Origin of the sequence: Acinetobacter sp. CIP 53.82, assembly GCF_000369465.1 — a bacterium.
Classification (GTDB): Bacteria; Pseudomonadota; Gammaproteobacteria; order Pseudomonadales; family Moraxellaceae; genus Acinetobacter; species Acinetobacter indicus.
Window position 1 is genome coordinate 1,517,996 of record NZ_KB850046.1, and the last position, 15,566, is coordinate 1,533,561.

Consider the following 15,566-nt stretch of genomic DNA (forward strand, 5'->3'; position numbering starts at 1 on the left):
AATTGCCCCAAGTCTTTAATAAAATCAAAGTAATAGTATAGCTTTGACGATTAAAAAAAGACCTCCCTAAATATGGGTAATTTGCTGAAAAAAAGCCTCAAAACGGCAGGAAAAGAGAGGAAATTGTGCGCTGGTGCTCACATGAATCCTTACAACAAAAAGCGATTTTTTGATTGTTCTGCCAGGAGAATGCTGCATATTAACTGAACTATAGCAAACTCATGCAGCATCCGCGTATAAGATAAACAACAAGATGAGCGACATGGAACATCGCCAGAGTTAGGATACAACTATGACCAATGCCAACTATACCGAACTGTCCCATTCAGACGATTGTGAAAAATATATCCAGCAGTTTATTCAGGAAGTGCCGCTGCGCCGTGCAGAAATCGGGCAGGGCACCGTCATTAAACGCGCCTTGCCCAGCCGGCATAAACGCATGATTGGCGCCTGGTGCTTTTTAGACCATGCCGGTCCGGTCAGCTTTCCGCAGGGTGACGGGCTAGATGTCGGACCACATCCGCATATTGGCCTGCAAACCTTTACCTGGATGATTGAAGGCACCCTCATGCATACCGATAGTGTCGGTTCCAAACAATTGATCCGGCCGAAACAGGTTAACCTGATGACGGCCGGGCAGGGGATTTCGCATACCGAAGTCGCGCCAGAGCAGGAAACCCACATGCATGCGGCCCAGCTGTGGATTGCCTTGCCGGATGCCAAGCGCAATATGCCGCCGCGTTTTGACCATTATCCTGAATTACCGGTGGTGTCACGAGATGGGGTTGAATTTACCGTGCTGGTCGGGGAGTTTCTGGAAACCCGCTCGCCGGTTGAGGTGCATAGCCCGTTACTGGCAGTGGACTTAACTGCGGCAGAAACGGTGCGCACCCGGCTTCAGCTGAATCCGGCCTTTGAATATGGCTTTATGGCGCTAGAAGGCACGGCGCATATTAACCAGCATGAACTGAACGAAGACAATATGGTGGTGCTGGAGCCGGGTCTGCAGGACATTGAGATTGAACTGCACCAGGGTGCACGCGTACTGTTACTGGGCGGTGAGCCATTTGAATCCGCGATTTTACTATGGTGGAACTTTGTCGGACGTACCCAGGACGAGCTGAGTGAGGCACGTGACCAGTGGGTCAATCAGGACCCGCGTTTTGGCAGCATTCCAGATTATAATGGGCCACGGCTGGAAGCACCGGCCCTGCCAGATAAAATGCGTGCTTTACGTTAAGCAGGCATGATGAATTGAACTTCAGGCCCAAGCGTCGCGATCGATGGGTGGGCCTGATGATGCTGAGTTGCCGCAACCGGTCAAGGTGGCCGGTGGTTCTTTATTTCAAGAAAAACAATCAGAGTGTCATTATGATTACTGTGCATCATCTGGAACAGTCGCGTTCCTTTCGTATTTTGTGGGCCTTAGAAGAACTGGGCCAGCCTTATCAGATTGAATTTTATCGCCGTTTACCGAGTTTTGCCGCACCACCCGAGTTAAAACGGGTGCATCCGCTGGGTAAGGCACCAATTTTGACAGATGGTGAGCAGCCGATTGCCGAATCTGCGGTGATTTTAGAGTATTTACAGGAACAGTATGATCCGGCGCAGCAGTTCAAGCCAACACATCCGGCCGATCAGCAGCAGTACCGTTACTGGATGCACTATGCCGAAGGTTCACTGATGCCATTGCTGGTGATGCAGCTGGTGGCCAGTAAAGTGCCGCAGCGCGCACCCTGGCTGATTCGTCCGGTGGCAGCAAAAGTCAGTGAAGGTATCCAGCAGGGTTTTATTCAGCCGCGACTCAAAGATCATATCCAGTTTCTGGAAGATTATCTGGCCACACATGACTATTTTGCCGGCACATTTTCCTTTGCGGATATTCAGATGGCCTTTCCGCTACAGGCCTTGCAAAGCCGTACTGATGGCAAATATCCGCAGATTGAGCGTTATCTGCAGCGACTGGCACAGCGCGAGGGCTATCAGCGGGCGTTCGCTCGTGAACAGAAGCTAGAGGCACAGTTGGCCTAAACAAAATTTGAAGCTATAAAAAAAGATGCTTGCGCATCTTTTTTATTATTGGCGTTTCACCACAATCGAATCAATCCCGCTATGTTGCAGGGTTTGCTGGGCAATTAGCGCCGCCTCTGCAGAGGTATACGGCCCCGAAATTACCCGATACCAGGTTTCACCACTTTCTACGGTTTTGACCACATCGGCAGACAGACCATTCAGGATAATTTCAGCACGACGTGCATCGGCGGCATCCGGATCGGTATAGCTGCGGACCTGCAGAATGTAGCTGGCAGGCGCGGCCACGGGTGGTTCAGTTGGCGTGATGCCCGCCGTCGCTTCACTGGCGGCTGCGGGCGCTGCCGGCTCAACAATTGGCGCTTCGACAATCACCACTGCCGTCTGTTCTTGGGTTTCAGGTACGGCCTGCTCCGGAATTGGTGTTACCTGTTGCTGGGGCAGCAGGTCATAGAAGCGGTAATCCTTGTTGGTGTCTTCCTGATAATGTTCAGAAGTGATCTGGCCTTTTGGTGGCACAGGTTCCCACGGCTTCCACAGCATTAAGGCCACTGCGAAACATAACACGACCAGAATCACCACCAGTGTGCCTAACCAGGTCGGAATGAGTGGTTTTTTGGGCTTATTTGGTCGTTCTGATACACCGCGTTGCGTTTTTCCAAACACGAGGGAACCTCTTTATTCTGATTATTGGCTGATTGGCTGGACAGGTGCGTGATGGTACGCCTGCCCAGCAGAAGAATGTCTTGGTTTACATGCTTTCAGGTGCAGAAACACCCAATAATTCTAAACCATTGCGCAAGGTTTGTTGTACGTTTACTGAAAGCAATAAGCGGGCTTGAGTAAGCGCAGCATCATCATTGAGCACTTTGTGTTCATTATACCAGCCGTGGAATAAAGCTGCTAATTCTTTCAAGTAGTTACCCACCTGATGGGGTTCGCAGACATTGGCAGCACGGGTCACAATTTCAGGATAGGCCGCCAGCTTGGCAAGAATTTCAGTTTCAGCCTCCAGTTCCAGCTTGGCCGCAAACTGACGCGCGTCAAGCGCATTAAAATTCACGCCTGTGCTGGCTGCTTTTTCCAGCATACGGCAGATACGGGCATGCGCATACTGGATGTAATACACCGCATTGTCTTTGCTTTGTGAGACTGCTAAATCCAGGTCAAAGTCGATGTGCTGTTCAGATTTACGCATGACATAGTAGAAGCGCGCTGCATCGTTACCGACTTCTTTACGCAGGTCACGCAAGGTCACGAACTGGCCAGAACGGGAAGACATCTGAACCATCTCGCCGCCGCGCCATAAGCTCACAAACTGCACCAGTAAAACAGTTAGTTTTTTCGAGTCATAACCCATCGCATCAATTGCAGCTTTTACACGGGAGATATAACCGTGGTGGTCAGAACCCCAGATATCAATCAGGTCGGTATAGCCACGTTGTAATTTGTTCAGGTGATACGCAATGTCTGAAGCGAAATAAGTGGTTTGACCATTACGACGTTTGACCACGCGGTCTTTTTCATCGCCAAACTCAGTCGATTTAAACCAGATGTTGCCATCTTGCTCATACAGATAACCACGCTGATCCAGTGTTTGCAGCGCTTCATCAATTTTTTCAGTTAAAGAAGCTTCGCTAAACCACTGGTTAAAGGTTACGCCAAATTCACCGAGGTCATCTTTAATATCATCCAGAATGGCTTTTAAAGCCGCCTGATGGAATACGCGATAGCCTTCACCAATTAAAGTCTGTGAATTGAAAATCAGACCATCAATGTGTTTTTCTTTGTCGCCAGACAGGACCACCTTGTTGCCTTCTGCATCCGGCTCGGCTGCATACTGCACATCTTCCGGTACATCTTTATAGACATCGGCCACTGGACGTACATAAGCATCACCATCCTGGTCGATAATGCTTTGCGCGATTTCTTTGACGTAATCACCCTGATAGGCATTTTTCGGGAACACCAGTTCCTGACCGGTCAGTTCCAGATAACGTAAGTAAGTTGATGTTGCCAGAATATCCATCTGACGGCCGGCATCGTTCACATAGTATTCACGATCTACGGTTGCGCCAGTGGCTTCGAGCAGATTGGCAACGGTCATGCCGTAAGCGGCACCGCGACCATGACCCACGTGCAGGCTGGACGTCGGGTTGGCAGAAACGAATTCAACCTGAATACGTTTGCCCGCGTTGACCTTGGTGCGACCAAACTGGTCTTGCTGTGCCTGGATTTGATCAAGAATGGCAAAACGCTGGTCGGCATTTAAGAAGAAGTTGATAAAACCCGGACCGGCAATTTCTGCTTTGCTGATATCTGCCACTTCTGGCAATGCAGCCAGAATTTTTTCGGCCAGATCACGCGGCTTCATGCCCGCAGCTTTAGAGGCAATCATGGCGATATTTGAGGCAAAGTCACCGTGGCTTCGGTCTTTGGTTCGCGTCAAATTACTGGTGTTGTTCCAGTCTGCTGGGAGGACACCTTCTGCTTGAAGGGATTGCACTGCATGTTCAAGAGCTGCTTGGATTGCCGTATTCATAATCAGTCGAAAAATAAATGTCGCAGAAAAACAGCAAATATAGCAAATTTCACTGTCTTTAGGTGAACCCATTTGTAGTGAATGAAGATTGTCCGACATTCTGCGCCATCTGTAGCCTGAAAATGCTACCATGGCCATGAAATGACCTGATCAATGACGGATTTGTCCCGCTGTAGGAGCACGCATGCACGCCAAACGTCCTGTAATCATCGCCAATATTCCTAAACTGCCAGCAAAATGGGCGGGCATTATTATGCCGCTGCTGCTGTCTGGCCTGATGAGCGGTATTATTTCAATGGTCAATATGCTGCGTGCGCTGGGCTGGGTCGAGGGGCTGATCACACTGTGGTTCCAGAACTGGATGATTTCCTGGGCCATTGCCTTTCCGGTGGTGCTGGTGGTGTTGCCGCTGGTGCGCCGTTTTACCGCGATGCTGGTGGATATGCCGGGGGCACCCAAATAGCATTTAGCCCGATGCACCAGACTCCTGACAGGACACCGGTTTACTCAGCAGATCGGCATTGCCATTCTGGAAGGTATAAAGCCGGGAGGCATTAAAAATCTTGATCACCTTGGCCTGCGCAATGGCTGCCTGGAAGCGTTTCAATGGCTCATCGGTATGTACATTAAAAGGATTGCCATAATTCTGATTGTCGAGCAGGAACTGGATCTGTCCGGCATTCGGATCATAAGCCTTTAATAGAGGTTTGCCTTCGGCATTGCTGAGCGAGAAGGTCGGTCGCTGGCTGCTGATCTTGCAGTGCAGGGCCAGAGTCAGAATCACTCCATCCTGAGCCTTGTTTTTCAGCTGATAGCGTCCCAGCTGTTCATTTTCAATATAGACCCATTGTTGAGTCGGCATGCTGGCAGTAAATTTTTCCAATTGCTCCAGGGTTTTTTTACTGATATCGACCACGCCATCTTTGTCGATTTTCGGTGCTTTGTCTTTAGCGGAGAATAAACCGGTCACCTGATCGCTGACTTTTTCAGTGGTATTGGAAAGGGTCTGGCAGCCGCCTAACCCCAGCACAGCGGCCAAACCGCCCAGTGTAATCCATGGCTTGATATACATGATTTTTAAATATGTCGTTGTGTTTTGCCCCAGAGCATACCCAAATTGAGGCCAATTGAAAAATCTGCACTGGCTGCATGTAACAGAAAAACAGCGAAAAACTACATCCTGATGGGTCGAGGATTTGTAAGCTAAACAGGCAGGGGATTGATTTGGGCATAAAAAACCGCATTTTGAGCTTCGGGAAAGCGTTATTTCGTGACTGGATGCCGGATTGGACAAATTTATTCAGTACCTAAATTATCCACAAATCATTATCAATTTTCTAAATACCCCATTGTCCTCAAAACGGGCTAAGCTAGCTTATCTCCCAGAGGAACTTTTGCTTTGAGCCTCCTTCTGGATCATCGAATAATGAGATCGGAAATGACATCAGCGAATTCAGCCACCAAAAAACCGCTTTACATCCCTTATGCCGGAAACACGCTTCTGGAGCTGCCTTTGCTTAATAAAGGCGGTGCATTTACAGAAGAGGAACGCCGCCATTTTAATCTCCACGGTTTACTTCCACATGCCATCGAGAGCATTGAAGAACAGAGTCAGCGCTCCTATCAGCAGTATGTGTCGTTTAACGATGCCATCAACAAGCATATTTATTTAAGAAATATTCAGGACACCAACGAAACCCTGTTCTATCACTTAATTGAGCATCATTTAAGTGAAATGATGCCGATTATTTATACCCCGACGGTTGGCGAAGCCTGCCAGCGTTTTTCTGATATTTACCGCCGTCATCGTGGCATCTTCCTGGCCTATCCGGACCGCGGCCATATTGATGACATTCTGCAAAATGTGAACAAGAAAAACGTGAAGGTGATTGTAATCACTGATGGCGAGCGCATCTTAGGTCTTGGTGATCAGGGGATTGGCGGGATGGGGATTCCGATTGGCAAATTATCCTTATATACCGCATGTGGTGGGATCAGCCCGGCTTATACCTTGCCAATTACTTTAGATGTAGGTACCAACAACCCGCAACTGCTGAATGATCCAATTTATATGGGCTGGAATCAGCCGCGGATTACCGGCGATGAATACTATGCCTTTGTTGATGAAGTGATTGCCGCGATCCAGCGCCGCTGGCCAAAAGCGCTGATCCAGTTTGAGGATTTCGCTCAGAACAATGCGATGCCATTGTTAAACAAATATCGTGACCAGATTTGCTGTTTTAATGATGATATTCAGGGCACCGCAGCCGTTTCGGTGGGCAGTTTAATTGCTGCCTCACGTGCCGCTGGTAAACAGCTGAAAGATCAGGTGGTGGCTTTCCTCGGTGCCGGTTCTGCTGGTAGCGGCATAGCCGAGCAGATTATTGCGCAGATGATGTATGAAGGTTTAAGCGATGCCGAAGCGCGTGCGCGGGTATTTATGGTTGACCGTTTTGGCCTGATCACCGAAAACCAGCCGAATCTGCTGGACTTCCAGCGCAAACTGGCACAGCCGCCTGAACGGGTTGCAGCCTGGGGCAATGCCGATGACATGATTTCACTACTCGATGTAGTCAAACATGCCAAACCAACGGTACTGATTGGTGTATCGGGTCAGCCGGGGCTGTTTACCGAAGAAATTATTCGCACACTAACGGAAAATTGTGAGCGACCAATTGTAATGCCACTGTCGAATCCAACCTCACGGGTTGAGGCGGTGCCGGCTGATATCCTGCAATGGTCTGAAGGTAAGGCGCTGATTGCAACTGGTAGTCCATTTGCACCGGTGAATTATCATGGCAAGATTTATCATATCTCACAGTGTAATAACTCCTATATTTTCCCGGGTATTGGTTTGGGTGTAGTCGCCTCCGGCGCGACCCGAGTCACAGACAGTATGCTGATGGCGTCGAGTAATGCACTGGCAGACTGTTCGCCGATGCTGCTCGATCCAACGGCCGATCTGCTGCCGGATTTAAATGAAATCCAGAAGGTTTCGAAAATTATTGCCTTTAAAGTGGCTAAAGCGGCGATGCTGGCCGGTGTAGCACCAGTAATCAGTGACGAGTTACTGGCAGAGGCCATTGAGGCGAATTTCTGGAAACCGGAATACCGCAGTTATCGCCGGATTACCTTCTAAAATATAGACAAACACAACAAGGAGCTTCGGCTCCTTTTTTTTAGGGCAGCTGTTGATCGCAACTGGTCGGAAACAGGCGGTTTGTAGCCCCGAAATGAAAGCGGGAGACTGGATTAAAAAATAAGCATTGTTTAGAATCGGGGCAAATTAAAACAATAGCTTTTATAACAATGATAACCCGTGTTCATATCCATACTGCCTTGGAGCAGGCCGGCCTCAGCCCACAAAAACGTGCCCTCCATATTCAATTTTCTCAGCCTGCCTTAAATGCCGATGTTTTTTTACAGCGCATCGATGGTGAACACCAGCTCAATGACGGTTTACATGCCGAACTGATCTGTCTTTCGACCAATGCCCAGATTCCGTTAAAACAGTTTATCGGCGCGCAGGTTGCCGTCGATCAGGTCACTGACCAGGGCCAGCTGTTTCGCAGCAGCGGCATCATCACCGCAGCCGCGCAAGGCCAGAGTGATGGCTCACTCACCCTCTATAAACTCACGCTAGAAGATCCGACTGCACTCTGGCATAAACGCCGTAATAGCCGCGTGTTTATGAATAAAAGCGTGCGCGAGGTCAGTGAGATCTTATTTAAAGAATGGCAAAACAAAAGCCCGCTCTTTGCTGCCAGCCTAACCCTGGACTTAACTGGCCTGACCCAGGAACTGGATGTGCGTCCCTTTATCATGCAGTCCAATGAAACCGACTATGACTTTTTGACCCGACTCTGGCGCAGTGAAGGGATTAACTGGCTGATTGATGAAGCCCAGTTACAGGTTGTACATTCCAGCAGCCCGATTCAGGCCCAGAAACTGCGCCTGATTGATGACAACAGCCAGTATAGTGCCTTAAACCGCCGCAGTATCCGCTTTCATCGCTCCAGTGCCACCGAACAATTAGATAGCATCACCCAGTTGATTGCCCAGCGCAGCCTGCAACCGACGGCCGTACATCTGCAACGCTGGCAGTCAGACAGTCTCAGCCAGGAAGAAGGCGCCGGTTCAGTGCAAAGCAAACACCAGCACAGCCATAATCAGGACAATGCCAGCTTGAGCCTGGAACAAGCCTGGCAGATCAGCCCGGCCTGGATGCAGGATTTAAATGGCGAAGACCAGGCCACCGCATCCTCTAATAACCAGCTGGACAAACTGAACCAGAACCTCAGTCACTACCACGACCTGCAATCCAAATACTTTAGTGCCCATTCCACCGTCCGTGATGCCCAGGTCGGCTACTGGTTTGAACTGAATGAACACCCGGAAATTGACCAGCACAGCGCAGCAGACAAAGAATTTCTAATTACCGGCAAACAGTTCTATAACCAGAACAACTTACCTAAAGACCTCAATCAGCAGATCAACCAGCTACTCAGCCAGAGCCACTGGCATAGCCATTTTAGTTTTCAACAAAAACAACACCCGGATGAACGTCAAGGCAATACCTTAACCTTACAACGTCGCAACATCCATACGGTACCGGAATACCATCCACTACAGCACCGACCGGCGGCTCATCCACAGCGCGCCCGGGTAGTCGGTCCTGCTGGCGAAAGCATCCATGTCGATGAATGGGGACGGATTAAAGTCCGTTTCCTGTTTACCCGCAGTGATGACCATCAGCATGATGGCGGGGCCGGCAGTAATGACAATGACACCGATTCCGCCTGGGTCGATGTACTGACGCCTTGGGCCGGAGAAGGCTACGGGGCACGTTTCCTGCCACGGATTAATGAAATTGTGGTGATCGACTTCTTCGACGGTAACATCGATCGGCCATTTGTCGTGGGTCGTCTACATGAAGCAGAACGCTCGCCAACCCAATTCGACCAACAAGGCCAACTACCCGACACCAAAAAACTCAGCGGGATCCGCTCACAGGAAATTGAAGGCAGTGGCTTTAACCAGCTGCGTTTTGATGATACTCCGAAGCAGATTTCTGCTCAGCTGCAAAGCAGCCATGGTGCGACCCAACTGAACCTGGGGAACTTAAGTCATCCCAAAGCCAGCGCTGAAAGTGATGGCCGTGGTGAAGGTTTTGAGCTCAGAACCGATCAGTGGGGTGCGGTCCGTGCCGGAGAAGGCTTGCTGATTTCCACCCATCCACAGGCACAGGCAGAAGGCAACCATCTCGATGCCAGTGAAGCCAATAGCCAGATTGAAAGCTCACTGAGCAATGCCCAAGCCTTAAGTGAAGTGGCCAAAAACCAGCAGACCGATCCTTTAGAAGTTCTCGATAACTTAAAGAACTTTTTAGAGCAGATCGAACAGCAGGATGAAAATAAAGCCGCTGCCTTTAAACAGGCCTTAATGATTCTTAGCGCACCAAATTCTATTGCGCTGAGTAGCCAGCAAGATGTACATCTCTCTGCCGATGGTCAGATCAGCCACAGTGCCGGAGAGAGTATTAACCTCAGCACACAGCAGTCTTTGATTGCACATGCTAGCCAGAAACTAAGTTTATTTGCAGCACAAGAGGGTGCACGCTTATATGCTGGTAAAGGCAAAGTCGAGATTCAAGCCCAAGGGGATGGCGCAGACCTGATTGCCAGAAAAGGGGTGCAGATTATTTCGACTGAGGCAAATGTCGACATCACCAGTGCGAAAGAAATCGTACTGACCGCAGGCGGTTCGCAACTAAGAATAAATGCTTCAGGGATATTTCCTACGACTGCAAGTAAATTTGAGGTGAAAGCGGGGCAGCATCTGTTTTTACAGCCACAGAATGTGGTTGAACCGAAGATGAGCTTACCTCAGATGGCAACATTATTTAGTAATCAGATCAATTATCAATGGAATAGCTCATCTGCAGGAGAAAAAGAAATTTTTGTGATTGATCAAACTGATGGAAAGCTTCTGAAAACCAATAAATCCATATTAAATGAACAACATCAATTGAGTACTTTTAGGTTCTATACGCCGCAGTCAACTGACTTTATTGCACTGGGCTTTAACTCTTTGCATACACATTTGAGTGGAGCATTGAGTGATGAACAGATTGATTATTTGCTCGAAGAAATAGAAGAAGATCAGGAGGATGAGGTGTCTACACACGAGGATATTGAATCATGAGTAAACTGGTGACCATTACCTCTAAGTTTTATGATAAATCTGGACGATATGTCAGAAATCTGAAGGTGAAATCACGTTATCAAAATTCATCGAGAGAGAATCTGAAGAAAACAGATACAGATGGCTTATTTGTCTTTCAAGCTTCTCCTAATCGGATGGTAGAAATTTTAGCAAAACCACCGAAGGCATCTGATTATACTGTGGTGAAGGTCATTAATTCTTCGACACTCTCCTCTTCAGAGCATCCTATAAAAATTCAGTTACCTAACACCATTGAAGAATATCGACAAATGAATAGTACGATTTCTCAGAATGGTTTGGTGGTAACACCTTTTCAAGTGGTTGATGTTCATGGAAAGATTATGGCTAATTTTCCGATACAAACACGACCAAAGGGAAAGAAAAGTTTTGAACGTATTACAGATGATCAAGGAAGAGTTGAAGTCCTCTCTTCGGCTAATCGTGATATTGAATTTTTAGCCTTAACATCGAATGATGAGTTTGTTTTAAAAAGATCGCTTAATTCAGGTAATGGCACAGAAAAACCTATTCTGATTCAATTAGATGAACCCTATGAAAAGTTTAAAAGTACTTCTACACTAACACTTGTAGATCGTGAAGGTAGTAATTACGTTATTGAAAAAACAAATATTGAGATGTTAATTGTAGCTACCGGGAAGAAAAAGGTTTATTCGATTTCCAATGGAAAACTGCCGTTAATAAGTATGGTTGGGCAGAGATTACAATTTACTGTACTCAAACCAGATGGAAAACCTTTAGATCCAGTAAGTTATGTGGCCAAAAGAGTTAAAGAGGAAGCTATTAAATTACATCTAGATGTTGATATTGTTAAAGGTTTGACTGAAAAAAATGAGCCAATAATTGAGCAGAATATAAAGCTACATGATTGTGCATGTGGAAGAGATATCACTTTGGATGATTTAAAGGCTTTGGCAGTAGGAAGTACAAAGCACTTATCTAAATTTATAGCACCAATTAATGATTCATTTAAAATTTATAAAATAGATAAATGTATACAAAAGGCCTATTTTATTTCACAAACATTTTTAGAAACTAGTGAGTACAAGTATTTAGAAGAGCGAGTTTCGGCTGAATATGAAAAAAATAACTATGGTGGATATAAAGGAAGAGGGCTTATTCAATTAACTTGGAAAGATAATTATATTGCTTATGGTAAGTTTAAAGGTGAAGACTTTACAGGAGTAAATAGAGTTAAAATTTCTAGTCCTAAGTATGCTGTTGATTCTGCAGCATGGTTTTGGAGGAAGGGTAAAGCTAGAGACCTAAATGAACTTGCTTTAAAAAATGATTTGATAGGTGTTTCTGCAATAATTAATGGTGGTTTTAATCATTTTGATAATGATAATCATGGGGGTAGAGAAAATAGAAAAGCATATTTATTGAGAGCCTTTAAAATTTTAAAAGTTGGGAATTGTAAAATAATTGATCAATCTTTATTAAGTTCGTTAGATGATTTTAAATTAGAGAATAGTATAGTTAATGATATGGTTGGTGAGGTATTTGGTTGGGGGTTGTGGCATGACCCTGAATACAAGAAAATTGGATGTACAAAATCATTAAGTGAAGCAAGAAAAGGTTATGCAAGATTTATTGAACTTTCCAAGAATCAAAAATTTAAACCACCTAAGAGATATGGCTACACACAGGAAAGAGCAGAAGTATTAGCTAGGAGAAAATTAAGTGGTTAAAAAGCTTATATTTATAATAATTTATTTATTTTCAATGATATCTTGTGCAAAAACAAGTGAAACACTTATATCTGAAGTATACTATTGTCTAAAGGATGATACATCGAAGATAGAAATTGCTTTTGATAGATACAACTCTAGAATAATCCATAGACCTTTTACTTCCTTTCATAAGTTAAAGGAAGTAAAAACTGTTATTTATGATGATGAGTCAAAAGCATTGGAAACAACCTATAAAGAATTAGAGGATAATAGAGAGGTAGCCAGTTTTACGTTTATCTCAAAAGGTAATGAATTTTGGGGGGCAACATATACGCCAATTAATAAAGAAGTTAAAGATCTCGATGAAACTAGATTTAATTTAAATAAAATTAACGCAACCTGTTTTTGAAATTAATATTTAATTTAAATATCACTCTGAGAAATTAAACGCTAGCTGATAACTTTAAATTATTACTAAAAAAGCCGACTCTCGTCGGCTTTATAAATTATCCTTCCAGCACTGTTTCCAGCAACTCTTCACTTGGAGCGAAGTAGTAAGCGCCATCTAAAGCGGTGACAAAATGCAGTAAACGGTCATGAATACCATCTCCCGAGGTGCCAAACATACGCTCAAGCATCGCATCCAGAATGGTTAAATCCTTGGTATAGGCAATAAAGAATAAGCCTTGGTCACCTTGCCCATCCCCATACGGTAGGGAATGACGCAGAATTTCCATTTCTTCACCTTCATCATCTTCAACCACGGTACGGGCGACGTGGGCATTGTCAGGTTTCACCTCATCATCCAGCTCAATCGACTCAAGTTTGGTTCGACCCATCACTTGTTCTTGTGCATCGACTTTCAGACGTTTCCATTTATCTAAATCATGTGCATAACGCTGGGCAAAGACAAAGGAACCATCTTCAAAAATGCCGGCATCTTCGCCCAGTAAAGCGACTTCAGCACGGTCATCCGGGAATTGCGGGTTTTCTGTGCCATCAATAAAGCCGGTCATGTCGCGGCCATCAAAATAGCGGAAGCAGACCCGCTCATCCAGAACATCAACCTGATCCTGAATACCCTCAAAGAAAGACTGGCTCAGGGCAAAACAGATATCCGCACGGGCACTGGCAATATGAATGAGTACATCTGCCGGTACGACAGGCATCTGGAATGCGCCTTCAATCGGTTGTAACTGCTTAAAGCCAGCTGGAGTTTGGGAGTACAGTTGTGCCCAAAGTTCAGGTCCAAAGGCCACGGCAGTTTTAATTTGTGCATGAGGATGCTGGGTAATCAGGCGATCACGGGTATTAAAAAGATCAGCTAATTTTTCTTTTAATTGCTCAAGAGTTAAATCTTTTAAACGTAAAACAATAAAACGGGCATGATCTGAAGGTAATGGCAAGATTACAGATTGAGCTGTCATTCATGGCTCCTAAGTTTTTAATAATCAATCACTAAAACTATTGTGCCTGAACCGGTAGCAGCTTAACAGTCTCTGGATCAGATTTTTATTGCCTCTTTACTGCGCACTTAAAAGATGAATCGTCATATAATAATCTGTCATTTTTGTGGTGAATTACCATGTCTTATCAGATTTGGCTGGCCTATATGCTGGCCTGTTGGGTGATTAGTGTGTCGCCGGGCGCAGGTGCGATTGCCTCGATGTCGAGTGGGCTGAATTACGGTTTTCGTCATGGTTACTGGAATGCCATCGGGCTGCAACTGGCGCTGCTGGTACAGATTGCGATTGTGGCGGCCGGCGCGGGCGTGCTATTTGCGACCACGCCTTGGGCTTTTCTGGCAGTGAAATGGTTCGGGGTAGCGTATCTGCTGTATCTGGCCTATCTGCAATGGAAAGCGCCGGTACACTCGATTGAAATCCGGCAGGATTTACCACAGAAATCAGCTGGACGACTGCTGCTGAACGGTTTTCTGGTGAATATGAGCAATCCGAAAGCGATTGTATTTTTGCTGGCTGTCTTGCCACAATTTCTGGATTTATCCAAACCGCAGTGGATTCAATATCTGATTATGGCAGCAACCATGATTACGATTGATCTGATTGTGATGGCGGGCTATACCGGCCTGGCAGCTAAGGTTTTAAGATTGTTAAAGTCACCGCGTCAGCAGAAAGTCATGAACCGGACGTTTGCCGGTCTGTTTGCTGGTGCTGCATTTTTATTAAGTCTGGTGCATCAGTAATAGATGTTGATTTTCCCCTCTCAATGATAAAGAGGAGAGGGCTAGATGGAACCTTTCGGTTGATTGTTTAGGCCAGTTTTTTAAATTTCTGTATGGTAAAGATCAGGGCAAAAATCACCGCCATGGTCAGCACAATAGTCAGACCGGTCGAGGTATTTAAGCCGGCGCTGGACCATAAACCAACCGTTACCCCAATTTGTGCAATCACAAAAGCCCAAATCACCATCTGTTTCGGAGAATGCGCCAGCAGTCGTGCCGTGAGCGCCGGAATCACCAGCAGCGCACCCATCAATAGCGAGCCGACCGCGCGTAATGCCAGAACCGTAAACAGGGCCAGCAGCAACATAAAAATCAGACGTTGCCACTGGGCATGAATACCTTCACTGGCAGCAATATCCGGATCAATCGCAATCTGAATCTGAGCCTGCCAATATTTATATAAAACCAGCAGTGCACCGGCAATCACCAGCGCAAAGATGGGTAAATCAGCCCAGGAGATCGTGAGTAGATCACCAAACAGGTAGCTGAGCAGTTCCGGGCGCAGGCTTGGAATGTGCTGGATAAACAGCAGACCGGAGCAGAGCAGGGTCGCAGAGCATAAGGCCAGCAGGGCATCATTCGGTAAGCGCGGATCGTGCAGAATCCAAAGAATACCGACCAATAATAAGGCTAAAAACGTAACACCCATCCACAGCGGTAAGTTCAAGGCGCCGGCAATGGCTACACCCAATAAGGTGCCATGTGCCATGGTATCGGCAAAAAAAGACATCCGGCGCCATAGCATCAGACAGCCGAGCGGTGCGGTTAGAAACACCAGTAAAGTGCCCATGATCCAGGCCGGAAGTAATAACGATAACCAATCCATCATGGT

13 protein-coding genes are annotated in these 15,566 nt (G+C 46.4%); 8 read left to right on the plus strand and 5 right to left on the minus strand.

Going from position 1 to position 15,566, the window contains the following annotated elements; genetic code table 11:
* The first annotated feature begins 292 nt into the window (after nt 1-292).
* Together F905_RS12690 and F905_RS12695 are read left to right on the plus strand one after the other, a co-directional pair.
* The gene (locus tag F905_RS12690; protein WP_005181352.1) at nt 293-1,240 is read left to right on the plus strand and encodes a pirin family protein; all 948 of its coding nucleotides are present in this window, start codon (nt 293-295) and stop codon (nt 1,238-1,240) included.
* A gap of 131 nt (nt 1,241-1,371) precedes the next feature.
* A complete protein-coding gene (locus F905_RS12695) occupies nt 1,372-2,031 on the plus strand; it encodes a glutathione S-transferase family protein (protein ID WP_005181356.1) in 660 nt (219 codons plus the stop codon).
* A 45-nt stretch (nt 2,032-2,076) separates the two neighbouring features.
* On the opposite strand, the gene F905_RS12700 is transcribed toward F905_RS12695, so the two are convergent.
* Both F905_RS12700 and argS read right to left on the minus strand, forming a co-directional pair.
* Nucleotides 2,077-2,697, minus strand: coding sequence for an SPOR domain-containing protein (locus F905_RS12700; RefSeq protein ID WP_005181359.1), 621 nt, complete (start codon nt 2,695-2,697; stop codon nt 2,077-2,079).
* 85 nt (nt 2,698-2,782) lie between these two features.
* Entirely contained in the window at nt 2,783-4,573 is a 1,791-nt protein-coding gene (gene argS, locus F905_RS12705) for an arginine--tRNA ligase (protein ID WP_034598281.1), read from the minus strand.
* A gap of 184 nt (nt 4,574-4,757) precedes the next feature.
* Between argS and F905_RS12710 the strand changes: the two genes are divergently transcribed.
* On the plus strand, nt 4,758-5,036 hold the full coding sequence (locus F905_RS12710; RefSeq protein WP_005181365.1) for a DUF2798 domain-containing protein: 279 nt from the start codon (nt 4,758-4,760) through the stop codon (nt 5,034-5,036).
* 3 nt (nt 5,037-5,039) lie between these two features.
* On the opposite strand, the gene F905_RS12715 is transcribed toward F905_RS12710, so the two are convergent.
* The gene (locus F905_RS12715; RefSeq protein WP_005181368.1) at nt 5,040-5,645 is read right to left on the minus strand and encodes a hypothetical protein; all 606 of its coding nucleotides are present in this window, start codon (nt 5,643-5,645) and stop codon (nt 5,040-5,042) included.
* Between the two features lie 366 nt (nt 5,646-6,011).
* Here F905_RS12715 and F905_RS12720 point away from each other — a divergent pair, with 366 nt between their 5' ends.
* The 4 genes from F905_RS12720 to F905_RS12735 all read left to right on the plus strand — a co-directional run bounded on the left by F905_RS12720 (nt 6,012) and on the right by F905_RS12735 (nt 12,898).
* Complete coding sequence (locus F905_RS12720) at nt 6,012-7,712, plus strand: NAD-dependent malic enzyme (protein WP_005181371.1); 1,701 nt, start codon at nt 6,012-6,014, stop codon at nt 7,710-7,712.
* Nucleotides 7,713-7,882: 170 nt separating this feature from the next.
* On the plus strand, nt 7,883-10,777 hold the full coding sequence (locus tag F905_RS12725; RefSeq protein ID WP_005181375.1) for a type VI secretion system Vgr family protein: 2,895 nt from the start codon (nt 7,883-7,885) through the stop codon (nt 10,775-10,777).
* On the plus strand, nt 10,774-12,507 hold the full coding sequence (locus F905_RS12730) for a glycoside hydrolase family 19 protein (protein WP_005181377.1): 1,734 nt from the start codon (nt 10,774-10,776) through the stop codon (nt 12,505-12,507). Before F905_RS12725 ends, F905_RS12730 begins: the two co-directional genes overlap by 4 nt.
* Nucleotides 12,500-12,898, plus strand: a complete 399-nt coding sequence (locus tag F905_RS12735; protein WP_034598110.1) for a hypothetical protein — start codon at nt 12,500-12,502, stop codon at nt 12,896-12,898. Before F905_RS12730 ends, F905_RS12735 begins: the two co-directional genes overlap by 8 nt.
* 97 nt (nt 12,899-12,995) lie before the next feature.
* Here the strand turns inward: F905_RS12735 and F905_RS12740 are convergent, their stop codons facing one another.
* Nucleotides 12,996-13,916, minus strand: a complete 921-nt coding sequence (locus F905_RS12740; protein ID WP_005181383.1) for a Dyp-type peroxidase — start codon at nt 13,914-13,916, stop codon at nt 12,996-12,998.
* A 158-nt stretch (nt 13,917-14,074) separates the two neighbouring features.
* Between F905_RS12740 and F905_RS12745 the strand changes: the two genes are divergently transcribed.
* Nucleotides 14,075-14,695 (plus strand): LysE family transporter, encoded by a 621-nt coding sequence (locus F905_RS12745; RefSeq protein WP_005181385.1) that lies wholly within the window; start codon nt 14,075-14,077, stop codon nt 14,693-14,695.
* 67 nt (nt 14,696-14,762) lie between these two features.
* Here F905_RS12745 and znuB read toward each other — a convergent pair whose 3' ends face one another.
* Nucleotides 14,763-15,563, minus strand: a complete 801-nt coding sequence (znuB, locus tag F905_RS12750) for a zinc ABC transporter permease subunit ZnuB (protein WP_005181388.1) — start codon at nt 15,561-15,563, stop codon at nt 14,763-14,765.
* Nucleotides 15,564-15,566: the final 3 nt, after the last annotated feature.